Below are 24,997 nucleotides of genomic sequence, written 5' to 3' on the forward strand. Positions count from 1 at the left end.
TCCGGTCGGAAATACAGGATTAAAGGAATTTAGCTTTTTCCAACTGCTCGCTCAGGTAGGTTTTCATCTCCTCCCCTTCTTCAACCCTGATTTCACCTGGCAACCCTAAAATAAACCTGGCCAACCCCGGAAGCTGGGGTACCTCACCTTCAAAATAATACTGGTTTCGGTTTTTAACCGAGGTAAACGGTCTGGCATTGGGATGCTCTTCCATCATCAGTTGATAAGCCTTTTTACTCAGTTTCAGCTTCACTCTGAATTTATTCTTTCCCGTAAAACCAAACAACTGCTTGCCCGGCAACTCATGCTTGGCCTCAAATTTCCAGTTTTGCTGACTGAGCACCACCTCTCCTATCCGTTCGATCTTAAACACTTTCATGCTTTTGCTGGCCGGCTCATAAGCATAAATACTCTCATAATTAGAAGAAAAAGCAGCGGGTTCCACCAGTCTATCACTCGTGGTATCACTACTAAGGGAATAATAATCCTTAAGCCAAACCTGCACTTTTTGCTGGATCCCACGCCCTACTTCATCTACCATTCTACTCAGGTTCGCTTTGAATAGTTGCTCGGTTCCCTGCTTCACTTCAGATCTGACATCCAGTTTTTTGATGATTGAGTCATGAAGCAGATTTCCCTTCCCCTGACTTTCTATCAAAGATCTCAGCCATTGGCTTTCTTCCTGTGAAAATGTCCCATAATACAAGGTCTGATCCACTCCGGGCCGTAGCTGGATTTTGTATTTGCTGAATTCCTTCACTACCTCAAACCCCAAAGCCTCCAGTAATTTGAAATACCTGTAAATCGTGCGTTCGTCCGTCTCCAGTAACTCTGCCAATTTATGCACAGGTTTACCTATGTTGCTTTGCAACAAATTGATCAATTTGAACACCCGAAGTATTTTTTGCTGTTCTATCCTTCCTGCCTGACTCATGGTATAACTGCTTGTTTTCAAAAGGTAAAAGTAAGCAAATGGCTTAAACGAAATGATCAATAGACATAAATTGTCATTTTTTTTCTTCTTGACTATTTTACCTTGCGATAGAAAATTCCTTCTATTTTTAGCCCGATGAACAACCAAAAACTCAACTACTTTTTCCCACTGATCCACCTTCCAGCGTTTCTTACTGGAATTGTTTTTCTTATCATTTATTGGGGCATCGGCTACGACGGCATTACTTTCAGTGATGATGTATATTATTTACTTGCCGGGAAAAAATTCTGGGAAGGCGATATGCAGGTAAACGAATACCATTTTTCCAGTCGATGGGGAGCATATATTCCTTCTGGGCTGATTGGCCATTTACTGGGATTTGAACCACATAGAATTTCCTTGATCTCCCTTTTGAGCTATACATTTAGCTTTTTTCTTTTGATCAGAACCCTTCCAAAAAACTATCCCGCATGGGTTTTGACTTTGTGGTTTTGCACCCAGGTTTACTTTCTTCATTTTCTCACAAAAGTTTACCCTGACAGCCTTTTAGTTCTTTTTACCTGTCTTATTCCAGTTGCTGCCACCCAAAGAAATACCCGTCCGATATTAGCAGGATTTGTCCTTGTACTAAGTTTATTCTTAGGTTTTCTCACTAAAGAGACTATTGTTCTACTTGCTCCTTTTCCTGCTTTACTTTTTATCTATGATTTCCGAAAAAAACATGTAGAAATATCTTTTTACAATACAATCATGGTAACTGGTATTATTCTGCTGAGTCTATATCTATGCTATTTTTGGGTTAATTTTGGAGATCCCATGTACCGGATCAATTCCATCCATGCCGGACACTATATTTCTGCATATTCTTATGCGGACAAGGGCTTTGGGGCTATTCTGAAAAGGCTGACTGTAATACCGATCAGTAACTTTGTGGATCGATCCTACTGGACATGGATGGTATTTGCTCTACCGGGAATTTTACTTGGGCTGAAAAGTAAAGTATGGTCAGGTTTTGAATTCTCATTAGCTTTTCTATGTCTGCTAGTTGGATTTTGGTTTATGAGTTCCTCCCTGGAGTTTTATAACCCTATTTACCTCAACCCCCGGCATCTGATCATCTTTATACCAATACTGGCTATGCTGATAGCCTTAGGATGGTATCATGGGGTTCATTCTTATCAGTTAAAAAAATGGATGGCAGGGCTTTTACTTTTTGGAGTAATCATCAGCCTATTTAGTCAGGATCTTAAAATGGCTGCCTTTAACTTTGCACTGGCTATTTTAGCAGGTTATTCCCACCTGAGATTCCAACCTGTTTTAGTTGCGATTTGTCTTATTGCACCAGCCTGTTTGGCAATCCCTTATCAGCAGAAACTGAAACAATACCCTTTCTTAATAAAAACCTTATCTGAAGAGACTGATAGGTCTGTAAATGAGACGTTTTTGATCACCAACAATTTCCTTGAGTTCAGTGAGCAGGTCCTATTCCCGGAAAATCCCACCAATCAGGTGAAGATGCGCGGCTTGGACGCGATCATGAGTTGGGAAAAGCCAAAATTTGACACAGTTACCATGCTGCTATATTCTTATTACCTGCACGCCTACCCATTGGAAGAGAAGGAAATTGACCGTGTATTACTTAAGCTCAATGAACTGGGGTATGAGTTGGCCCAAGAAGAAAATAAAGGAGTTATTCAAAAGTATATATTTTTGAAACCGAACATTTCTGAAACAGATCAACCAATAAATTGAAATGGATAAGATTATCTCTAAAAATGCTTCCTGTCCAAAACTTCCTTAAGTACGATGGCTTCTTTTAAGGATTTGGGGTCTTTGAGCAAACGCGCGTACCTGCTCTTAGTGGTGTAAGAGGTTTCAATTGCAGTTTCTTTCAATGAAGGGATCTCGGGAATCCCCTTGGAAGTTTGTGAGAGATCTGAATTCGTTTTTTCAAATTCCCCCTGGTAATTTTCAATCTCTTCCCCATCCCATTTCTTAGTGGGAAACCTCTTTACGGCCGGGGCAGGATCAGGTCTCCACTCAGGACGCACCACAGGTTCTGCCTCATTCTTGTATTCTGCAGGTGCTGGATCAATACGAGGTGGAACTGGTTCAGCAGGTTTGTTTTTTTGCGCATCACGGATTTCCCTCAGTAGATCCTCAAACGTAGTTGGTTTCTCTTCAGGTTCTGAGGGTAAGGAATCTTGATCAGCAGGTGATTGATTCTTTTTTTTGCCGCGAGTAGCCTGATAGATAAAATAGGCCAAAATCGCGACGATATAAATTAAATTTCCTAAATCCACAGCGGTAAGTTAATTCATTTCACTAAGTAAATGGGAACCAACAAGCATATTTTACGGGATAATTTTATGGAAAGGGCAATAAAACATCTGTTTTTAATGTAAAACATGCCAGACATTGAGCTGTGATATAAAAAAAACCGCTCAGTTGAATGAGCGGTCGTTTAAGTCAGTACCCTAAAGTCTTCAGCATACTCTCCTCGGTCTGATCTTCAGCAAACAGACGATGGGTGACATTCCCATCAGCATCCCGATCTATCAGTACATGCTTAGGTGCAGGGATCAGGCAATGTTGGATTCCCCCATATCCTCCCAGAGATTCCTGGTAAGCTCCTGTATGGAAAAATCCCAGATACTGCACTTTCTTCTCCTGGGTCTTGGGCAGGTAAATATTGAATTGGTGTGCTTCCGAATTGTAATAATCCATGCTATCGCAAGTGAGTCCGCCCAGATTGATATTATGGTATTCCTCATCCCAGTTGTTGATCGCCAGCATGATGTATTTTTGATTAAGTCCCCAACTATCAGGTAATTGGGTTATAAAAGAGCCATCGATCATATACCAAAGCTCCTTGTCATTCTGAAGCTTTTCTTCCAATACAGAATAAAGCACTGCACCGCTTTCTCCTACTGTGTAACTACCGAATTCGGTAAAAATATTAGGCTCTTCTGTATTGTTCTTTCCACACATCCATTTGATGTTTTTCACGATCTGTTCTGCCATGTATTGATAGTCGTAGTCGAAGAACACATTGGTTTTGATCGGCCATCCGCCTCCAATATCCATAGTATCCAATGTGGGTGCGACTTTCTTTAGATCCACATATTTCTGGATAAACCTAGTCAGTTCAGACCAATAGTAGGCTGTATCCCTGATACCTGAATTGATAAAGAAATGCAGCATCTTCAAGCTTACGTTGGGATTATCTTTGATTTTATCTTCATAGAGTTTGATGATATCGTTATACCTCACTCCTAACCTAGAGGTATAAAAACCGAATTTCGGCTCTTCATCAGCAGCAATCCTAATTCCTACCTGGAACGGCACTTTCACATGTTCCAGATAGTAATCGATCTCTGTGAGATTATCGAGGATGGGCACACAATTAACAAACCCGTCATTGAGCAACGCTGTGATATATTGCTTGTAAAGCTCACGCTTAAAACCGTTGCATACTATGTATGTATCCTTGTCGATCTTGCCCTGGGCATACAGACTTCTCACCAGTGGGATATCAAAAGTGGATGATGTCTCGATATGAATATCGTTCTTCAACGCCTCATTGAGGACAAAACTGAAATGTGAGGACTTCGTGCAGTAGCAATAAGTATATTTCCCTTTATAATCATGCTGCTCCATCGCATTTCTGAAATACGTTTTCGCATTCTGAATACTCTCCGTGATTTTGGGCAAATACGAGAGTTTTAGCGGAGTTCCATAGGTTTCTATGATCTCCATCATATTTACTCCATTGAAGTGCAGTTCATTGTTTTCCACTTTAAATTCCTTTGTCGGGAAATCAAATGTCTGCTCTATAAGGTCTTTGTAAGTATTCATTGGCAAGAATGATTGGTAGTTAAGCCCTGCAAAAATTGCTTTTTATCAGATATATTCAAATGAAAAAGGGACAAATCCCCTAGGACTTTCCCAATATTTTAAAAATGTAATAGGCTATTGATTTGCCGCGGATCCCATCAAGGCATTTTAAGCGGAAATTGCCCATACTTGAATCTGCTTCTTTAAAGTTTGATGGACATTAATTTTTCTAGCGCGTTTTCCAATTCACCGTCTTCCTTTGCAAAGCAAAACCTAAGCAATTTATGATCACTTTTATCTGAGAAAAATACCGAAACAGGAATACTTGCCACTCCTACCTCCCTGGTGAGCCGTACAGCCAGATCATAATCTGATTCCTGTGTAAGGTGTCCGTAAGACACGATTTGAAAAAAACTTCCCTGAGCAGGAGTAAATACAAAAGGTGTATCCCCCAAGCCCTCGCAGAACAAATCTCTTTTCATTTGGTAAAAATCAGGAAGATCTAAATATCCGGTAGGCTCAGTCAGATAATCCGCCAGGGCATACTGCAAAGGCGTGGCGGTACTGAAGGTTATAAATTGATGCATTTTCCTGAATTCCTCGGTCAATTTTGGCGGGGCGAGACAGTAGCCGATTTTCCAGCCTGTGACATGAAAAGTCTTCCCGAAGGAACCACAGATAAAGGTTCTTTCCCTTAAAACAGGATGGGTCAACAACGATAGATGTTTCCTTCCATCAAAGGTGATATGCTCATATACATCATCACTGACGATCAAAATATTGGTTTCCTGAATAATACCTGCCAATATCTCAACGTCCTCTTTAGTCCAGACATAGCCACTGGGATTATGTGGTGTGTTCACCATAATCAGCCGGGTAGATGCGGTGATCACTGATTTCAGCAAGTCCCAATCCACCGAAAAGTCAGGTAACTTCAAAGGCACAAACACAGGTTTGCCTCCGTTTAATTCTACAGCTGGAGCATATGAATCATAGGCAGGGTCGAAGAGAATCACTTCGTCCCCCGGCCGTACTACTGCGGCTACAGCTGCAAACAATGCCTCAGTGGCTCCAGAAACTATTGTGATTTCTGACTCTGAATCTAATTCAACTCCTTGTACCAACTTGGTTTTTTGTGCCAACCTTTCCCTCAATACCGGCACACCACTCATAGGCGCATACTGATTATAGCCTGCCTTCATGTATTTACTGACTAATTCCAATAAAACTGGATCGCAGTCAAAACCAGGGAATCCTTGAGAAAGATTAATAGCTCTGCAATCACTAGCAAGCTTAGACATTACGGTGAAAATCGTTGTCCCAATGTTGGGGAGTTTGGATGAAAGAGGCATAATTCAAAACTATGGATTTTGAGACAGTATTTTTTGATGTGATAGCAATTTGGAGAAATCTCTATCATCCCCATGACTAAGAAAAGGAAAATACTGCTGATATGTGTTGAGTTAATCAGCGAAAACCTGCGATATAGATCTACATATATCTGCGGGATCTATTCCTATGGGCATGTTGGCTCCTTTACCATTTGAGTAAGTTGAAAATTGTCAATAGGGCATTGCTCGTTAAAATTGGTCATATAAAGGCATTTTTGACTACTTTTGTCAGCCTAAATCCAACCCAATATAGCTTAAAACTCCACCGAAAATGCGTGATATTAAACTAGTAGAAGTACGCTCAGAAATAGCTGCCGGTACCCGCGGTGCGAGTATGGGAGTAGATGCGCTGAAAATTGCCAGCTTAGATAAGAAATCAGACTTCTTTACACAGTTTGACCCTATCAACGTTCCCGATGCCAATAACTACCTATGGAAAGGAAATAATTTCCCGCATGCCAAGTACATAGATGGTGTATATCAGGTGTTGAAAAATGTGTATTCAACGATAGAATCACTGAGGATGGAAAAGAAATTCCCTATCGTACTGGCAGGAGATCACAGCACGGCGGCGGGCACCATCATGGGAATAAAAGCCGCAGATCCGGAGAAACGCCTAGGGGTAATATGGATCGATGCCCATGCGGACCTGCACACCCCTTACACGACCCCCTCTGGAAATATGCATGGCATGCCACTGGCAATGGTATCCCAGGTGGACAACCTGGACTGCAAGATAAATGACCCCTCTGAAGAGACCGTTGCTATCTGGAAAAAGATCAAAACCATAGGAGGAGATTTTCCTAAAATCATTCCTGGAGATATCGTGTTTATTTCCGTCCGAGACACCGAAGCCCCCGAGGATCATCTGATAAAAAACCATGGGATAAAAAATTTCAACACACAGGAAGTTAGACGGAGAGGAATAGACCAGATCGCTGAGGAGGCGCTAGGAGTGTTAAAGGATTGTGACCAAATCTACATTTCTTTTGACGTGGACAGCCTGGACAGCTCTATCTCCGTGGGTACGGGCACTCCGGTTCCCGATGGGCTGACTGTACAGGAAGCGATAGAATTAAATGTTAAACTCATCCAGGACAAGCGTGTATGCTGCTGGGAGATCGTGGAAGTAAACCCTACCCTTGATTCCGAAAATGCCATGGCAGAAAACGCTTTCGAAGTCCTCGAAGCAACAGTGAAAAGTTTAGTGGATAACTTCTGAAATGGGAACCGCAAAGCCCACAGAGGATAACACAGAGAGCACAAGAATTAATTTATACCTTAATTTCATCGTAAAATTTAAACTGGTTTTTAAAAATTTGCGCTAAAATGATAGATAGTTATGATTTGGCTTATGAAAATGACTTAGCAACCAAAGTGATAGGAATCGCTATGGATGTTCACACACAATTAGGGCCTGGATTGTTAGAAAATGCATATAAGCAAGCATTGGCATTCAAGCTCAAAAGTGAAGGACTGTTTATTGAAGTGGAAAAGAAAATGCCATTAATTATTGATGGAATAAAATTAGAAAATGGGTACTGCATTGACATATTAGTCGAAAGAAAGCTAGTTTTGGAGCTGAAAGCTGTAGAAAGAACCACAGATACTCATTTTGCACAAACCCTCAATTATGTAAAGCTTGGCAAATTCAAATTAGGTCTTTTGATTAATTTCAATGTCCCTAGACTTAAACTTGGGATAAAAAGAGTAATAAATACTAAATAATAGCACTTACAAAATCCATAGTGGCCTCTGTGTTAGCCTCTGTGCTCTCTGTGGTTAAAAAATATGAACATACAAGAATCAATACATACCGGCATTCAGCTTGCCTTCCAAAATATCTTCGACCATGATCTGCCGATGGATCAGATCAGCCTGGCGCCTACCCGCAAGGAATTTGAAGGTACGTACACCTTTGTGGTCTTCCCTTATCTGAAAGTTTCCAAAGCCACTCCGGAAGCAACCGCAAACCTGATCGGTGAATACCTCAGTGAAAATGTGGACGTGGTTGCCGGATTCAATGTGGTGAGAGGCTTCCTTAACCTTGAGTTGAACAACATGGTCTGGATAGATGTCTTTCAGAAACTATATTCCAATGACAACATAGGTCAGCTGCCTGCCAAGGGTCAAAAAGTAATGGTAGAGTACTCCTCCCCTAACACCAATAAACCCTTACATCTAGGCCACCTACGAAATAATTTTTTAGGATTTGCCGTGGCAAATATCCTGCAAGCAAATGGGTATGAAGTCATCAAGGCCAATCTGGTGAATGACCGGGGAATCCACATCTGCAAATCCATGGTTGCTTATCAGCATTTTGGCAATGGGGAAACCCCAGAATCCTCCGGGCTGAAAGGGGATCATCTGGCAGGAAAATACTATGTGGTTTTTGATCAAAAATACAAGGAACAGGTTGCTGAACTAAAGGAAAAGGGCCAATCCGAGGAAGAAGCCAAAAAGCACGCCCCCCTCTTACTTGAAGCTCAGCAAATGCTTCGAAAATGGGAAGCCAATGACGGGGAAGTCATGGCACTTTGGAAGAAAATGAATGAATGGGTTTACGCTGGTTTCGAAAAAACCTATCAGCGTATGGGCGTCAGTTTCGACCAATATTATTATGAGTCAAACACCTATCTACTAGGCAAAGATATCGTCACTGAAGGACTGGAGAAAGGGGTTTTCTTCAAAAAGGAAAATGGTTCGGTGTGGGTGGACCTGACAGATGAAGGCCTGGACGAAAAATTGATTCTCCGCGGTGACGGCACTTCTGTCTATATCACTCAGGATATGGGAACCGCAGATCTGAAATATGCGGATTTTGGTATTAGTAAGTCTGTTTATGTAGTTGGTAATGAACAGGATTACCACTTTGATGTATTGTTTAAGATTATGAGAAAGCTTGGCCGTCCGTATGGAGAAGGCTTGTATCATTTATCTTACGGAATGGTGGACTTGCCTACCGGAAAAATGAAATCCAGGGAAGGTACAGTGGTAGATGCGGATGACCTCATGCAAGAGATGATAGATACCGCCGCCGCACATACTCAGGAATTGGGTAAAATTGATGGATTTTCTGATGAGCAGGCCAAAGAGCTTTATGAGACATTAGGGTTAGGTGCCTTGAAATACTTTCTGCTAAAAGTAGATCCTAAGAAACGTATGCTTTTCAACCCACAGGAATCCATAGAATTTCAGGGGAATACCGGCCCTTTTATCCAATATTCGCACGCCAGGATCGCTTCTATCTTAAGAAAAGCAGAACAGATCGGGGTAAGTTATGGCAATGCGGATTTTTCCGGACTGAGTAAGATTGAAGATTCAGAATCCAGCCTAATTTACCTGCTCAATGATTTTGAGAAAAAGATTGCACAGGCCGGATTGGATTATTCCCCGTCAATATTAGCACAATACTTATTTGATTTAGCTAAAGAATACAATAGATTCTACGCAGAACTTCCTATATTTCTGGAGAATGACTCCACGATACTTGCATTTCGGGTGGCACTCTCGGCACATACTGCCAAAACACTGAAAAAAGGAATGAATCTATTGGGAATAGCAGTACCAGAAAGGATGTAATTATGAAATCGAGCATGGAGCAAGCGACACACAGAGTGTGATTATAACCCCAGCGAGATTCCATGTGGCCATTAAAAACAAATTATAATCACATGAAAAACTTAGTATTTATAGGCTGTCTTTTGTTATTGGTAAGTGCGTATGCCATCAGCAAAAGCCATGCTTCCAAAACAAAAGCAAATTCTAAGTCTGAAAACACCATGTCAAAGTCATTTTATGATTTCTCCATGAAGGACCTGAACGGAAAACTGGTTTCTTTTAGCTCCTTCAAAGGCAAAAAGATCATGGTAGTCAATGTAGCCTCCAAGTGCGGCTATACGCCACAGTATGAAGCACTTCAGAAATTATATACAGAAAACAGTGATAAGCTTGTGGTTTTAGGTTTTCCTGCAAATAATTTCGGGGGGCAGGAACCTGGCTCAAATGAGGAGATCAAGTCTTTTTGCTCAGAAAATTACGGGGTGACTTTCCCTATGTTTGAGAAGGTATCCGTGAAAGGGTACGACAAGCACCCGATATACAGATGGCTGTCTGATGCCGGGCAAAACGGCTGGAACAACGAGGAACCTAGCTGGAACTTCTGTAAGTATTTGATAGATGAAAATGGCGAATTGATCAAGTATTTTCCTTCTAAAGTAGATCCTATGGATCAGGAAATCATCGATATCATCAACGCGTAAACAGACCATTTTCTACTTAGTGAAACAAACAATAGTGACTAAAAAAGAGGCCTGGCTGCATGCGGTCAGGCTTCGTACATTGCCACTTGCACTGGCAAGTATCTTTGGAGGTTCTTTTTTGGCGGCATATTATGGGGTTTTCCGATGGGAAATTTTACTTCTTGCCTCGCTCACCACCATCTTTTTACAAATTCTATCCAACCTGTCGAATGACTATGGAGATACCATACACGGTGCGGACCATCAGGAACGGCAGGGACCTGTAAGAGCCGTGCAGTCTGGCTTGATTTCCCTTACTGAAATGAAAAGGGCCATGTATCTTTTTGGAGTACTCGCTCTCATATCTGGCTTGCTATTACTATACGTTGCTGTGCAGGATTGGGTGTTGTTCGGGATGTTTTTGGCCTTGGGGATGGCGGCAATATGGGCTTCAATTTCTTATACTTCGGGAAGCAATCCGTATGGGTATGCGGGATTGGGCGATATCTCCGTCTTTTTATTTTTCGGATTGTTGGGGGTTTTCGGCACCTATTATCTGCACAGCCTTACATGGAACGACGCTATCATTTGGATTGGAATTGCTTTGGGACTGTTCAGTGCGGCCGTGCTGAACATAAACAACATCAGGGATATAGAATCCGACTCGATTGCCGGAAAGAAATCCATTCCCGTAAGAATAGGGAAAAATGCGGCAATAATTTACAACTGGTGTTTGATTCTGGGAGGAAACTATTGCTTGTTGATGTTCGCATATGTGACTAATGAGTGGACTTCTCTGCTAGCACTGGTTATTTTTCCGATTATGGTCAAAGTCGGATTGGCTGTACAAAAAGGGACAGATTCAAAGGAAATCGACCCTAACTTAAAGAAAATGGCTGTCTCCACCTTAGCCTGGGTCATTCTCTTTGGAATAGGTTTGGTTTTTTTAGCAAAAAGCTGACAAAAGTCCTTTTCTAATCTTTGAAATTGGGCTAATTTGGCTTGACATAAACCAACAAGCTTTTAACCATGACCAACGTACTTATTCCATTCGATTTCTCAGAGCAAGCGCAAAATGCCCTAGAGTTCGCCACAAATTTATCCGCTAAGTTTGAACATGTGCAAATCACTGTTTTGCATGTCATCGAGGTTCCCTCCTCTTCAGGAATGGGCACTATGGGAGGGGGTGAAATGGTTCCTGAATATGAAAACCAGATGTTTTTCATTGAACTTATGGATCGTCGGAAGCAGCAGTTCCAAGAAATGGAAGCTAAGTACTCAGGAAAAAGCTTTGCTTTTAACACAAAAATAGTTCTGGGAAATGCTTTTCAGAATATCTCCTCAGCGATACAGGAGGAAGATCCTGATCTAGTGATCATGGGATCCAAGGGATCCAGCGGATTGGAAGAAGTCCTGATCGGTAGCAACACGGAAAAGGTAGTCCGTACTTCGCACTGCCCGGTGGTCACAGTAAAAGCTGCCGTGGATCCGGCTAATTTCAAAAAGATTGTATTTGCAAGTGATTTCCGTGAGGATCAGGACGAGCTCGCACATAGACTGAAAAATCTACAAAAATGGTTTGATGCCGATCTCTATTTGGTAATCATCAATACTCCCGGCAGTTTTGAAACCACAAGGGAATCCGCTGCCAGAATCAAGAAATTTGCCGCCAAATATGAAATCGAGCATGCAGTGGCGGAGATTTACAATTCTGATTCTGAAGAATCCGGCATAGTTGAGTTTGCAGAAGACATAGACGCAGACCTTATAGCCATGGCCACCCATGGCAGAACCGGTTTAGCCCATCTATTTACTGGCTCTATAGCCGAGGATGTGGTAAACCATGCCAAACGTCCGGTCTGGACTTTTAAAACGAGGTAATTGAGGATATAAGCAGTTTATGAGGCTGCCTCAAAGATGTTATTTGTCTCATTGATCTTCTGCGGGTCAAAGGACGGAACGGGTTTTATTTGAATAATGAACTTCGCTTGGCTTGACAAGCAAATATAACCATACGACAGCCTCTTTTTTATTTTAATAATGGCAAAAAGAAATAACGACTGGAAAAAGCGTGACGGCGTGGTGTATTCCACCAGTGATGAATTTGAATTTCAAACCGGAAGCCACGAGACACAGGATACTCTTCCTGCTAATCAGCAAAACTTAAAAGTAATGCTGGACAAAAAAGCCCGTGCAGGCAAAAAAGTAACTTTAATCGAAGGTTTTATCGGAGGCGATGAAGACCTAAAGGAATTAGGGAAAATGCTTAAAAATAAATGTGGTGTAGGCGGGTCTGCGAAAGACGGAGAAATCCTTATCCAAGGAGATCACAGAGACAAAGTAGTCCAGGTTCTTCAGGCTTCTGGCTATAAAGCCAAAAAATCCGGTGGATAATCCTCGTGCCATAACAGGACAAATCTTTGGTTGAGATTATATTCATTTTGTCGGCTGTGTCCCTTAGAGTAATAGCCAATCCTCTAGGGAATGTCTTTCAAAAACAACTTACACAGGCAGGATCTCATCCTCTATGGATTAATTTTCTCACCTATCTTCTGCTCACGTTTGCCTGCTTCCTGAGCTACGTTTTTATAGAAATAAGCCCCCTCAATAAGGACTTCTGGATTTACTCTCTTCTTGGTGGTAGTTTTGGAGCAATGGGAAACGGACTTCTTGTCAAAGCCCTCCATAAAGGGGATCTTTCCATTCTGGGCCCAATCAACTCATACAAGGCTATAGTAGCCTTGATTTTCGGAGTGGTTTTATTAGGCGAAGTACCCAACACCTGGGGAATTATCGGTATTGGAATTATTATCTATGGCAGTTATATGGTTCTTGATACTACTGAAGAGCGGTTTACCCCTGCATTAATCAAAAACAAAGAAATTCAATTCCGTATCGCTGCTATGCTACTCACCGCAGTAGAGGCAATATTCGTAAAGAAAGTAATCATCTCCTCTTCTCCTACCCTTGCGTTTTATTCCTGGTGTGGGTTTGGTGCGATTTTCTCATTTGCACTCCTACTTATTTTTCAGGTCAGGTTAAAGGAGAATCTTCAGCATTTGACTCGGAAGACCCTATATAAACTGCTATTCCTTGTAGGGTGTATAGGAACAATGCAGCTCAGCACAAATTATGTCTTTGAACGTATGGATGTAAGCTATGCCTTATCACTTTTTCAACTTTCTATCATCGTCAGTGTTTTCCTGGGCTATCGATTTTTTCGGGAAAAGGACATCAGGAAAAAAATAATAGGTTCCGCTATAATGATTGTTGGTTCCGTAATGATTATCCTTTTGAAAGCAAACTGACTGTGTATGGCTATCGGTTATTTATCCAACAGATTCCTTACATCCACACTTACTTTCATTTCCTGTTCACTACCACTATATACGATTCCTTTCAAGGGTGTTACATCCGCAAAATCCCTACCCACTGCCACACGTATATGCTTATCACTGACCAATAGATTATTGGTGGCATCAAATTCCACCCATTCATGTCCCGGAATATATAAAGCTATCCAAGCATGGGAAGCATCTGCTCCTACCAGCTTTGGCTTACCCGGAGGGGGTAAAGTCTCCAAGTATCCGCTTACATACCTTGCCGAGAGACCTATTGCTCTCAAACAGGCCAAGGAAAAGTGTGCAAAATCCTGACAAACTCCTTTTTTATGCGTAAAAACCTTCTCCAATGGAGTGCTGATGTCTGTGAAACCGGGGGTAAACGCAAAATCTTTGAATATCCTAGAATTGAGATCAAGCATCGCATCCATGATAGGACGGCCTGGTGTAAATGATTTTAAAGCATATTCGGTTATACCATGCACAAATTGAACATGGTTCGATTCCAAGTAATATTGGCGAATATCCACAGGAGTGGAAGTAGTGTGAAGCAAAGCAACTACTTTCTCCCACGGCATAGTTTCTTCAGCCTTCAGACTTATCCAGGCAGGAATCCCTAAATCCACAATACTCCGTGACCTTACATTTAGATTTTTATGTGACCTTTCTACAGAAAAATACAGGTATTTATTTCCAAAAAAATCCACCCTCTCAATTTCAGAACTAGGTTTCGGGGTGATTTCACAACTGTATTCCTCCACCTTTTGGAAATCAAGATCCACTGGTATCTGAAACATCAGATTATGGCAAAGCGTAGCTGGAAACTCATAAAGGTAATCTGTGGTATGCGTAATCTGATATTTCATATGATTATAATTAGTCTTTTAAAGGCCATATGGAATCTCGCAGCGATTATAATCATGACAGTGTGTGACTTTTTAGTCATTCTCGATTTCATGTTTTTCTTTTATTCTGTAAATTAAGAGTTTTACGTTTTGATACGATCCCTTAGCCTCTCATATGGGGACTGTTGGATATCCGTTGCCAGAAAGTTTATCCGTGCTACCGTTCTTGTGACACGAACGGCATCTATTGATTGTGGACTACTTCCGGCAATATCTTCCAAATCTTGCTTTAACCCCCTAAACTACATACTACATTTTGCCCATTCAGAGCTTTACGTATGGTTCTCTATCTTTACCCAGCCCAATGGTCTGGGCTTTTATAACCCGGTCTTTCAGCCCTATTATTCTATTCCACCGAAGACTGCGGATATTGAAATTATTGACTGTCAACTACTCCAGGTAATCCCTGCAGACATTTACAACTTACACCCCCACCACAATTGACCCTTATCTTTTGTGCTAAGGACAGGCACCCGACACCGGACATCCAGCACACGGCATCAATCATCCAACTCATATCTCCGGTATGGTAGATTGCATCATTCGGTATCCACTCCCTGTGTGGCTAAAATATTTTTCATAAATGAAATCAGATGTACTGTGGAGCAAGGCAATTACGTCATCAAGCAACGTAGTCAAAGCTTCAAATTCATTGGTAACCGGATTAGATACTGACAACTTATTGACATCGCAAAGTCGGATTTTAGTAATTGCCTCAAGCAAGCTTTTACGTTCTATACTAAATAATTCCAATTCACTTTGACTTGGCAAAGTTTTTAAATGATGATCAATCTCCAGCAATTGATAGATCAGCGACCTGGGATTATCCTCATGGAGAATCAACAGGCTTAAAACCCCTGACATTTCCAGATTTGACCTGTATCTATAGCGATAGGTCACCAGACTTTCATTGCATCTGAGCGTGTCCTCCATCAGCTCTTTATTTGACTCAGCATCATAAAATTTAGAGAGCATTTCCCTTAGAATAGTGCAATTGTTGACAGCTGACTCAATAAATCGACCGATGTTCAACAAGTGCCAGGTAGGCTCGCGTGTCATGTTGTCGATGTTCAGACCATAAAAAGCCATCAGTTTCACCACCATATTGTCCAAACACTGATATGCCTGCATCAAGGAGATATTGGACTTCTTCATATGGCCGAGTTCTTCCGATATACTGTCCAAAATCCTCCAGGTATCCAAGCTCAGCCTATCACGGACCGCATATGCATTGGATAGAAATGCTTGGATGGAATATGCCAAACTGCCAGATTTTTCAGAATCATAAACCAGGGAAAGCAATTCGCTTTCTGGACTTTTTAATTTAACCGGCTCTGTAAACCCGGGTAAAGTACCCGTCATCACCGTAAGGGTTTTTAGCAATGTGCTCAATACAGGGTTTTCATGCAAATGTATATCTTCATCAGCTTCATTATATGAGAGAAGGGTCATACGCATCAATCGTACAGTATAAGCGGATCGCTCCAGATATCTACCCAGCCAAAACAGCCGCTCCCCGGTACGGCTAGGAAGTACACTTCTCACTAGAGGTTGGATTTTGACTGGCTTTGTAGGGACAGATGTCTCCTTAACCTTGCCCAAAACCCAAGTATCCTTGCTTATTCCACCTGTTTGGTTCGATACCAGAAAAGCTCCTTTTTCCGGGGAACTCCTGGATAATCCTCCAGGCATCACCTTATAGCTGTTGTTCTCAGTATCAGCTACCACATAGCTTCTGAACACCGCATTTCTAGCCTCCAGTTTATTATTTATCCAGGAAGGCGTGGTAGAAAACTCTACCATCTCCTGACCAACATACATGTAGGGGCTACTTAGGATTTCTTGTTTTAATCTATCCAGTTCTGCTTTGGAGAGTGTACCTCCAAAGACTGATTTATGACTGGTTCCCCTATAAATATTTCTGATTACTAGAGAATCAAGATGTTCAAAAACATAACTCATCTCCTTGGGTTGACCGCACCACCAGGTAGCCACAGAAGAAAGGTCAAGATCCTGCCCAAGCAAATGTTTACTGATTTTAGGCAAAAAAGCCATTAATCCAGGATTCTCAAGTACCCTACACCCCAGTGGATTAATCACCAAAACCTTCCGCTGGCGCACAGCTTCCATCAAACCCACCACCCCTAAATGGGAATCACTTCTAAATTCCAGAGGATCGCAAAACACATCATCTACACGGCGTATGATTACATCCACTTTCTCCAGTCCTTTGATTGTTTTCAGCCATACATAGCCATCACTCACTGTCAAATCCTCCCCAAAAGCCAGCGTGAATCCCATAAATGAGGAAATGTAGGCATGCTCAAAAAAAGTCTCGTTGGTAGGTCCTGGCGAAAGGAGGACAACCCTCGGATTTTCTTTATTGTTAGTAATAAGATTACTAAGTGTACTCTTGAAAGTCTGATAGTAAGAAGTGATCTTACTTACGTGGTTTTCCCGGATCAATTCCGGAAAAACCCTTGTCATTGCCGCCCTGTTTTCAAAAGTATATCCTGCGCCCGAAGGCGCATCAGTACGGTCATGGAGCACCCACATCTTTCCATTTGGACCTCGGGCTAGGTCAGACGAATATTGGACTAATTGTTGGTCCCCATCCAATTTGATATGATGCGCCTGACGGAGAAATCCTTTGTGATTATAAACTAACTCAAATGGAATATGGCCTTCTTTGATCAAGGATTGTTCGCCATATAAGTCACTCATTATTAAATTTAAAAGCTCAGTACGTTGAACTAATCCTCTCTCTATCCCTTCCCACTCTTCCGCACTAAAAACCATGGGAACGGGATCTAAAATCCAAGGCCTGTTCATCCCGTTAGGATCACCATAGACGTTATAGGTAACCCCATTTTCCCGTAGTTGCCGTCCCACTTCATCATGAAACTGAGCCATACGCTCAGAGCCAATCTGCTCGTAATACTTTGCTATTCGTTCCCAATGTGGGTGTATTTTACCTTGGTCGGTGGCCATTTCATCCAGAAATGGCGCATTATTGAACATTTTTTCAATAAGATAGGACTCAATCATATCTCAAAAGTGTGCTTATTACGCTTCATTTAAAACAACTAATCAAGTTTTTTATATCTGCGTAGATCCATGGTATAGGGGAAATCCGGATTGATGTCTTCTTGGAGAGCTTCATAATTATTTTCGGCGGTCGTTTTGGTAAGGTATCGACCAGGTTGTATATTTTCCCGAGAGAGCGGGACAGCGGGCTGGGCAATGGTATGTCCATAATCAAAGAACCTGGAAACCCTACGTGCTTCAGCCTCATAACTATTTACAGGAAAACTGTCATAGCTTCTTCCCCCTGGATGAACAACATGGTATTGACAGGCGGCTACGGATTTTCTGGTCCAGGAATCATATAGGTCAATGACTAAAGGAGTGTCAATTCCTATCGTAGGATGTAGCGCAGAATAGGGCTGCCAGGCTCGATAACGAATCCCTGCGACAAACTCTCCCTGCACCCCTGTGTTTTTGAGCGGAATCCTGTATCCATTGCAAAGCAGATAGTACCGGGAATCAGTGAGTCCTGAGATTTTCACCTGAAGTCTTTCCAAGGAAGAATCCACATATCTGGCAGTCCCTGTACTGGACATTTCTTCTCCAAGCACATGCCAAGGCTCAATCGCCATCCTCATATCTATATGGATATCTTCCACTTGCAATTCACCAATAAAAGGAAAGCGAAAGCTGAAAAAGGGATCAAACCAAGAGACATCAAAGGCGTAGCCAGCTCCTTTCAGATCGTTCACCACTTCTGTCATATCCTTGTAACAGTAATGCGGTAGCAAGAACTTGTCATGCAAGGAGGTTCCCCATCTAACCAATTTATGCTTGTAAGGTTCTTTCCAAAACCAACTCAAAAGTGCCCTGATCAATAAAAGCTGCACCATACTCATCCTGAAGTGCGGCGGCATGTCAAAGCCCCTGAACTCCAAAATCCCCAATCTACCACTACTCGAATCGGGAGAATACAATTTATCAATACAAAATTCCGCCCGGTGGGTATTGCCGGTGATATCCACCAATAGATTTCTGAAGATCCTGTCCACCATCCAGAATGGTATTTCATTTTCCTTGCCTTCTGGCACCTGCTGAAAAGCCAGTTCAAGCTCATAAAGCATATCATCCCGTCCCTCGTCCACCCGGGGCGCTTGGCTGGTAGGCCCTATGAACTGAGTGGAAAAGAGATAAGACAGTGCAGGGTGATGTTGCCAATAAGTTATAAAACTTCTCAACACATCCGGTCTTCTTAGCAATGGGCTATGTTCGGGGGATTCTCCTCCGAGCGTAATATGATTGCCGCCCCCCGTTCCGGTATGCTTTCCATCCACGTTGAATTTTTCACTGATCAGACGGCTTTCTCTTGCTTTTTCATACAGTGTGCCATAATTGTGTAAAATCTCCCTCCAAGAACGGGCAGGCTGAATATTCACCTCGATCACCCCAGGATCCGGGGTGATCATCATTTTCTCTATTCTCTTATCAGATGGAGGATCATATCCTTCTATGAGAATCGGGATATCCAGCTTCTTTGCGGTACGCTCCACTGCTCCTACCAGATCCAGGTAATGCTCAATAAATGATACAGGAGGAAAAAACACAAACAACTTTCCTTCACGGACTTCTGCTACCAAAGAAGTCTTAAAAACCCGATCAGAATTTATCGGTTTTTTCTTGTGGGGACTTACAGCTGTGGGTAATGCCCCTACTTCCGCAAACAGATCAGTTTCAGGTTTGATGGGCTCATCTTTGGCAGGAGTAAACTCTATGGAGTCCAACGGCAACCGCAGACCAGCGGGAGAATTTCCAGGAATCAGGAACATATCTTTCCGGCGGAAATTCCAACGGCAACTCATCCAACGCTGCTCTGTGTACTCCCATTCCAGCGGAATAGAAAATCCGACTGGCTTGTCCATGCCCTCGTTAAGAAGCTGGGCCAGCTTTTGCCGCTCCAATGGTGATTTCAGATCGTATTCATAGGGATCTATGTTTACCGGCACTTTACCTTCCTGCCAGATAAAATAAAATGGGTCTTCGAAGAGCGGTCGTATATTCTTGGGGTCAATATTTAGTTGTTCAACGAGCTCAGAAGAGAATTTTTCAGCATCCTTTGCGGTTAGCTTATAGTCTTTTGACAAATCAGCCATCAGGCTGTCCTCATGCCACATAGGTACTCCATCCTTTCTCCAGAAACAGGCAAGTTTCCATCGTGGCAAGGGCTCCCCAGGATACCATTTGCCCTGTCCGTATTGCATCAGCGCACCATTGCCAAACTCGTCTTTGAGTTTATGGAACAGTGTATTTGCCAACTTCCGCTTATGCTCACCATCAGCATCGGAATTCCACTCCGGGGCATCCTGATTATCCACTGCCACAAAAGTAGGTTCTCCTCCCATGGTCAATCGCACATCATTGGATGTCAGATCTTCATCCACTGCATCGCCTATTGAGAGTATCTGCTCCCACTGCTCATCACTGTATGGTTTGGTCACTCTGGGGGTTTCCTTAATTCTGGTTACCTTATTTTCGAAATGAAAGCTTGTCTTCACAGGCTCAGCCATACCCGAAATCGGAGCAGCATCCTGCGGAGTAGGTGTACAGGCCAAAGGAATATGTCCTTCTCCTGCAAACAAGCCGGAAGTAGAATCCAGACCTATCCATCCAGCCCCTGGCACATATACTTCAGTCCAAGCATGGAGGTCTGTAAAGTCAGCCTCCGGGCCCGAGGGGCCATCAAGGGATTTTTCATCTGCTGTCAGCTGCACGAGATATCCTGAGGCAAAGCGGGAAGCCAAACCCATATGGCGCAAAACCTGAACCATCAGCCATGCAAAATCACGACATGATCCTGAGCCAATCGTCAAGGTCTCCTCACAAGACTGGACTCCTGGCTCCATACGTACGTTATACCTCAACTCCTGATTGATCATCGCATTGATGGCAACCAGATAGTCAACTGTGATTATATCCTTTGATATCAATCTCTTAGCCTTCTCCACCAGCTTCATAAGAAGAGCTCCTCCTTCAGTGATGGCCAGATACGGTCCTAACTGTATTTTCAGACTTTCCTCGTAGTCAAAAGGAAAACCGGAAGCATAATCATCCACAAAAAAATCAAAAGGATTGATCACCACCATGTCGGCGATCACTTCTACGTCAATTTCAAAAAATTTGACTTTTTCTGGAAATACCACCCTAGCCAAATAATTGCCAAAAGGATCTTGTTGCCAGTTGATAAAGTGATTCGCTGGCTTGATATTTAGAGAATACCCCTTGATATGTGTACGAGAATGTGGAGCAGGTCTCAAACGGATCACCTGGGGGCTTAAGTTGATGTTTTTTTCGTAATCATATTTGGTATAGTGCCGGATAGCAACTTTAATAGACATAGGTTCAATGGGAGTTTCACGTTTGAAAAAGAATTAAATCAGCAGCTCAACTGCATGATTTGGATTATTTGGGCATTAATACTACCTGTAATTTAAAGTAAGTCCGCTTGTATCAAAGCTTTTTGCCTAAGAAATATACTATACCCCAGGCTAATTCAATGTTTTTACTTTTTTCAAAATTCTCAAAAAAAAAGAGAATTGACATAAATACTTCTTCGGTAAACAAACATTTCTATTTAGTTTCAAAGGATGGAAAAAAACAAAAAGAAAATCCTGGTCATAGATATCGGAGGTTCCAATGTGAAAATCCTGGCAACAGGTGCAGAGGAACGTATAAAGATCCCCTCTGGTGCTGATTTTAAGCCGGAGGAAATGGTAGAGCTTGTCAAAGAAAATGCCTCTCACTGGGAATATGATATGATCACTATGGGGTTTCCCGGTGTGGTCAAAGAAAACAGGATCATCACCGAACCGGTTAATCTTGGCGAAGGCTGGAATACCTTTGATTTTCAGGCCGCATTCGACCGCCCTATCAAATTTATAAATGATGCCGCAATGCAGGCGCTTGGCAGCTATGAAGGCAAAAAATTGCTGTTTCTGGGGCTTGGCACAGGCTTGGGAACAGCCATGGTAATCCATAACACCATAATACCTATGGAAGGTGGACATCTTCCCTATAAGAAAAAAACATTTGAAGACTACGTAGGTAAGGAGTACCTTACGAAAAGTGGTTCCAAGCGTTGGGAGAAGAATGTTCTGAAAACCATCGATATATTTCGCGCGACCTTTCAGCCAGACGATATCTTACTCGGCGGAGGAAATTCCAAATTGCTGACCCAAATCCCGGAAGGTTGCCGTCTTGGAACCAACCAAAATGCATTTAAAGGAGGATTTAAATTCTGGGAGGAAGATTTCCAATTATAATCACCTTTTTTCAGCACATTACTTTTTAATTTATTTCGTAATGGATTGATTTACATTATGCAATTCAATTGGCAACCTATACCCAAACCTAAAACCTATGAAACAGTACTTACGCTATGCCCTGCTGGCCACTATTCTTTTACCTGCCTGTCAAGACAAACAATCCACATCAGAACCTCTATTGATAAGCGATCCAGTTCGCGTGCGGATCGACTCTACCCTAGCAAGCTTTATAGAAAGTGGGAATGTAGCCGGAGCCTCGGCATTGATTTTCGAAAAAGACCAGGAAGTATATTTCAATGCTTTCGGCTATGCTGACCGGGAGAATCATGTGAAAATGGACAGAAACACCATTGTGCAGATTTACTCCATGACCAAGCCTATTACCGGTACCGCACTGATGACGCTATACGAAGATGGGAAATTCCAGTTGGATGACCCGCTTTCAAAATATGCACCTGAATTCGCAGATATGAGAGTCTATGATGGTGTGGATGAAAATGGCAATGTTAAGCTAGTCGATGCTGACCGCCCTGTCACTATACGCGATATCACACGCCACACAGCAGGTTTTCCCAATCGGACAGATATCCCGGGACTGAGTGAGATTTTAGCTGAAAAAGATCCAAGAAGCTATGGAATAGATCTGAGTGAAATGGCAAAACGCATCGCCGAAGTACCACTATGGTTCCAGCCCGGTACCCAATGGGAGTATGGTCAATCCGTCGATGTACAGGCATTTTTGGTGGAAAAAATCTCCGGAGTCCCTTACAAGGACTATGTGCAAGCACATGTCCTGGAACCATTGAAAATGAATAATACCCGATATTTCGTTCCCGAATCTGACCGATCTAGAATGGCCGCTTCCTACCAAAGGGTCGGGGAAGGGCAGCTGGAACAAATACCAAATGAAGAAGCACATGATTTCAATATCCATGAATACCCGTTGACTCCGGGAGGATTCGGACTGACTTCCACATTGGATGATTATATGGCTTTTGCTAGAATGCTTGTTCACAAAGGGGAATTGGACGGAACAAGAATCTTACAGCCTGAAACTGTAGAATTAATGGCTACCAATCACCTGCCAGACTCCGTGAAAGAAAGATCTTGGCTACCAAGTAAGGGAAATGTCGGGTTTGGGATTGATTTTGCCGTCAGGACAGCTCCTCCTGCCAGCCCAGAGGAGATCAATGGAACTGTTGGAGAGTTCTTCTGGGACGGTGCAGCCAGCACACTTTTCTGGGTAGATCCTGTAAATGAAATCACCGCAGTGCTCTTTGTCCAGCTTTTCCCTTATGATCAGATCAAGCTTCACAAAAAGTTTAAAGATGCGGTCTATGGAAAGTACCGGCCTGCAGAAACCAACTAGTGTTTGGGGCAGACTGAATGTTCTAGCGGATAAACCTGAAAGGTTTTGATTTTGGAGCCCTTCGACTCTTTGCAAATGACAAATCCAATCCAAGTGTCAAAGGGTGGAGATAGTTGTCCTACTGCTAAAAAGAACTGAGCGGGATTTCGATTAACTTTGCGCTGATCAGAACCAATTTCATCTGAAATACTGTTCTGCACACATTGTAACCTAATGGACCTTGAATCCATTAACTATTGCAGCATATGAAGACTAGACCAAGAGTAGTAGTCGGCCTCTCAGGAGGGGTCGATAGTTCCGTGGCCGCCCACTTACTCATCGAGCAAGGCTACGAAGTCATCGGGATGTTTATGAAAAACTGGCACGATGAATCCGTCACGATTTCCAATGAATGTCCCTGGATGGAGGATTCCACCGATGCTATGTTGGTGGCGGAAAAATTAGGGATCCCCTTTCAGGCCATAGATCTGAGTGAAGAGTATAGGGAAAGAATCGTGAATTACATGTTCTCTGAATACGAAGCAGGACGCACGCCCAACCCGGATATCCTTTGCAACCGTGAAATCAAATTCGATATTTTCCTAAAAGCCGCTGAAAAACTCAAAGCTGATTTTGTGGCTACCGGGCATTATTGCCAAAAAGGTGAAACTGTAGGAGCTGATGGAAAAACGGCTTACCAGTTGCTAGCAGGAGCTGACCCCAATAAGGACCAGAGTTACTTCCTTTGTCAATTGAACCAAAGCCAATTAAGCAAAGCGCTCTTTCCTATTGGTCATTTACAAAAGCCGGAAGTAAGAAAAATAGCCAAGGAAATGGATCTGGTCACTGCGGACAAAAAAGACAGCCAAGGACTTTGTTTTATAGGGAAAGTACGGCTTCCGGAATTCCTTCAGCAGCAGTTAAAACCAAAAAAGGGAAAAATCATCCAAATTCCCGAAGAGCTTCCAATCTACCAAAACCAGCAAATACCTGCTGGAATCGCACCAGAAGAATATGATCAGGAGATTTTGAATGCTATTTCTCTGCCGCTACACTATTCCCAAGACCAGGGAAAAGTAATTGGTGAGCATAATGGAGCCCATTACTTTACCGTAGGCCAACGAAAAGGACTTCAGGTAGGCGGGACAGGAAAGCCCTTGTTTGTGATTTCCACCGATACCCAAGAGAATGTGATCTACACAGGCCTGGGAGAGACCCATCCCGGTTTGCTGAGAAATGGACTCTTTGTGAAAAATGAAGACATACACTGGATTCGCGAAGACCTAAAACTCAGCATAGGAGAAACAGCAAGATATGAGGCCCGCATCCGCTATCGTCAGCCTCTGAGCGGCGCCATTCTGACTCAGAAAGAGAATGGACTCTATGTCATTTTCGATCAACCTCAAAAGGGTGTGGCCTCGGGTCAATTTGTGGCCTGGTATGATGGGGAAGAGTGTATAGGATCGGGGACCATATTCTAGAATTTGAGAATTTTGATCTACGAGGTGGATGCAGCCCTTTTTAGGCAAATCCTCAGACCCAGTTCAGTGCAGTCTTCAGACTGCCTGAAATTATCCGAACTCATTAAAGCGAGCAGTCAAGAGACCGTATTAACTAAGATCCAAGCCTGTCTCCCTTCAGGCAGGTCAGAAGA

19 protein-coding genes are annotated in these 24,997 nt (G+C 42.6%); 12 read left to right on the top strand and 7 right to left on the bottom strand.

Features of this window, described 5'->3' with window-relative positions; genetic code table 11:
- Nucleotides 1-19: 19 nt before the first annotated feature.
- Entirely contained in the window at nucleotides 20-934 is a 915-nt protein-coding gene (locus LZF95_RS15820) for a YafY family protein (RefSeq protein ID WP_233756075.1), read from the bottom strand.
- Between the two features lie 135 nt (nucleotides 935-1,069).
- Here LZF95_RS15820 and LZF95_RS15825 point away from each other — a divergent pair, with 135 nt between their 5' ends.
- Entirely contained in the window at nucleotides 1,070-2,686 is a 1,617-nt protein-coding gene (locus LZF95_RS15825; protein ID WP_233756076.1) for a glycosyltransferase family 39 protein, read from the top strand.
- Between the two features lie 17 nt (nucleotides 2,687-2,703).
- Here the strand turns inward: LZF95_RS15825 and LZF95_RS15830 are convergent, their stop codons facing one another.
- From LZF95_RS15830 to LZF95_RS15840, 3 genes are all read right to left on the bottom strand, one after another.
- Nucleotides 2,704-3,237, bottom strand: coding sequence for a hypothetical protein (locus LZF95_RS15830; RefSeq protein ID WP_233756077.1), 534 nt, complete (start codon nucleotides 3,235-3,237; stop codon nucleotides 2,704-2,706).
- 166 nt (nucleotides 3,238-3,403) lie between these two features.
- A complete protein-coding gene (locus LZF95_RS15835) occupies nucleotides 3,404-4,792 on the bottom strand; it encodes an arginine decarboxylase (protein WP_233756078.1) in 1,389 nt (462 codons plus the stop codon).
- A 182-nt stretch (nucleotides 4,793-4,974) separates the two neighbouring features.
- The gene (locus LZF95_RS15840) at nucleotides 4,975-6,123 is read right to left on the bottom strand and encodes a methionine aminotransferase (RefSeq protein WP_233756079.1); all 1,149 of its coding nucleotides are present in this window, start codon (nucleotides 6,121-6,123) and stop codon (nucleotides 4,975-4,977) included.
- 310 nt (nucleotides 6,124-6,433) lie between these two features.
- Between LZF95_RS15840 and LZF95_RS15845 the strand changes: the two genes are divergently transcribed.
- The 8 genes from LZF95_RS15845 (at nucleotide 6,434) to LZF95_RS15880 (ending at nucleotide 13,711) form a co-directional block, all read left to right on the top strand.
- Nucleotides 6,434-7,384, top strand: a complete 951-nt coding sequence (locus tag LZF95_RS15845; protein WP_233756080.1) for an arginase — start codon at nucleotides 6,434-6,436, stop codon at nucleotides 7,382-7,384.
- Nucleotides 7,385-7,491: 107 nt separating this feature from the next.
- A complete protein-coding gene (locus LZF95_RS15850) occupies nucleotides 7,492-7,890 on the top strand; it encodes a GxxExxY protein (RefSeq protein ID WP_233756081.1) in 399 nt (132 codons plus the stop codon).
- Nucleotides 7,891-7,953: 63 nt separating this feature from the next.
- Entirely contained in the window at nucleotides 7,954-9,744 is a 1,791-nt protein-coding gene (gene argS / locus LZF95_RS15855; RefSeq protein WP_233756082.1) for an arginine--tRNA ligase, read from the top strand.
- Nucleotides 9,745-9,836: 92 nt separating this feature from the next.
- Complete coding sequence (locus LZF95_RS15860; protein ID WP_233756083.1) at nucleotides 9,837-10,424, top strand: glutathione peroxidase; 588 nt, start codon at nucleotides 9,837-9,839, stop codon at nucleotides 10,422-10,424.
- A gap of 19 nt (nucleotides 10,425-10,443) precedes the next feature.
- Nucleotides 10,444-11,364, top strand: coding sequence for a 1,4-dihydroxy-2-naphthoate polyprenyltransferase (locus LZF95_RS15865; protein ID WP_233756084.1), 921 nt, complete (start codon nucleotides 10,444-10,446; stop codon nucleotides 11,362-11,364).
- A gap of 68 nt (nucleotides 11,365-11,432) precedes the next feature.
- Nucleotides 11,433-12,284, top strand: coding sequence for a universal stress protein (locus LZF95_RS15870; RefSeq protein ID WP_233756085.1), 852 nt, complete (start codon nucleotides 11,433-11,435; stop codon nucleotides 12,282-12,284).
- 159 nt (nucleotides 12,285-12,443) lie between these two features.
- On the top strand, nucleotides 12,444-12,797 hold the full coding sequence (locus tag LZF95_RS15875; protein WP_233756086.1) for a translation initiation factor: 354 nt from the start codon (nucleotides 12,444-12,446) through the stop codon (nucleotides 12,795-12,797).
- Between the two features lie 26 nt (nucleotides 12,798-12,823).
- Nucleotides 12,824-13,711 carry a DMT family transporter gene (locus tag LZF95_RS15880; protein ID WP_233756087.1) on the top strand — a complete coding sequence of 296 codons (888 nt, stop codon included), beginning with the start codon at nucleotides 12,824-12,826 and terminating at the stop codon, nucleotides 13,709-13,711.
- Between the two features lie 17 nt (nucleotides 13,712-13,728).
- Here the strand turns inward: LZF95_RS15880 and LZF95_RS15885 are convergent, their stop codons facing one another.
- The 3 genes from LZF95_RS15885 to LZF95_RS15895 form a co-directional block, all read right to left on the bottom strand.
- On the bottom strand, nucleotides 13,729-14,610 hold the full coding sequence (locus LZF95_RS15885) for a transglutaminase family protein (protein WP_233756088.1): 882 nt from the start codon (nucleotides 14,608-14,610) through the stop codon (nucleotides 13,729-13,731).
- A 552-nt stretch (nucleotides 14,611-15,162) separates the two neighbouring features.
- A complete protein-coding gene (locus LZF95_RS15890) occupies nucleotides 15,163-17,697 on the bottom strand; it encodes a circularly permuted type 2 ATP-grasp protein (RefSeq protein WP_233756089.1) in 2,535 nt (844 codons plus the stop codon).
- A 38-nt stretch (nucleotides 17,698-17,735) separates the two neighbouring features.
- A complete protein-coding gene (locus LZF95_RS15895; protein WP_233756090.1) occupies nucleotides 17,736-21,068 on the bottom strand; it encodes a DUF2126 domain-containing protein in 3,333 nt (1,110 codons plus the stop codon).
- 249 nt (nucleotides 21,069-21,317) lie between these two features.
- Between LZF95_RS15895 and LZF95_RS15900 the strand changes: the two genes are divergently transcribed.
- The 3 genes from LZF95_RS15900 (at nucleotide 21,318) to mnmA (ending at nucleotide 24,824) form a co-directional block, all read left to right on the top strand.
- A complete protein-coding gene (locus LZF95_RS15900) occupies nucleotides 21,318-21,992 on the top strand; it encodes an ROK family protein (RefSeq protein ID WP_233756091.1) in 675 nt (224 codons plus the stop codon).
- A 97-nt stretch (nucleotides 21,993-22,089) separates the two neighbouring features.
- On the top strand, nucleotides 22,090-23,364 hold the full coding sequence (locus LZF95_RS15905) for a serine hydrolase (RefSeq protein WP_233756092.1): 1,275 nt from the start codon (nucleotides 22,090-22,092) through the stop codon (nucleotides 23,362-23,364).
- Nucleotides 23,365-23,609: 245 nt separating this feature from the next.
- Nucleotides 23,610-24,824 carry a tRNA 2-thiouridine(34) synthase MnmA gene (mnmA, locus tag LZF95_RS15910; RefSeq protein WP_233756093.1) on the top strand — a complete coding sequence of 405 codons (1,215 nt, stop codon included), beginning with the start codon at nucleotides 23,610-23,612 and terminating at the stop codon, nucleotides 24,822-24,824.
- Nucleotides 24,825-24,997 lie beyond the last annotated feature (173 nt).

The sequence above is a fragment of the Algoriphagus sp. AGSA1 genome (genome assembly GCF_021390545.1).
In the GTDB taxonomy this organism is placed as follows: Bacteria; Bacteroidota; Bacteroidia; order Cytophagales; family Cyclobacteriaceae; genus Algoriphagus.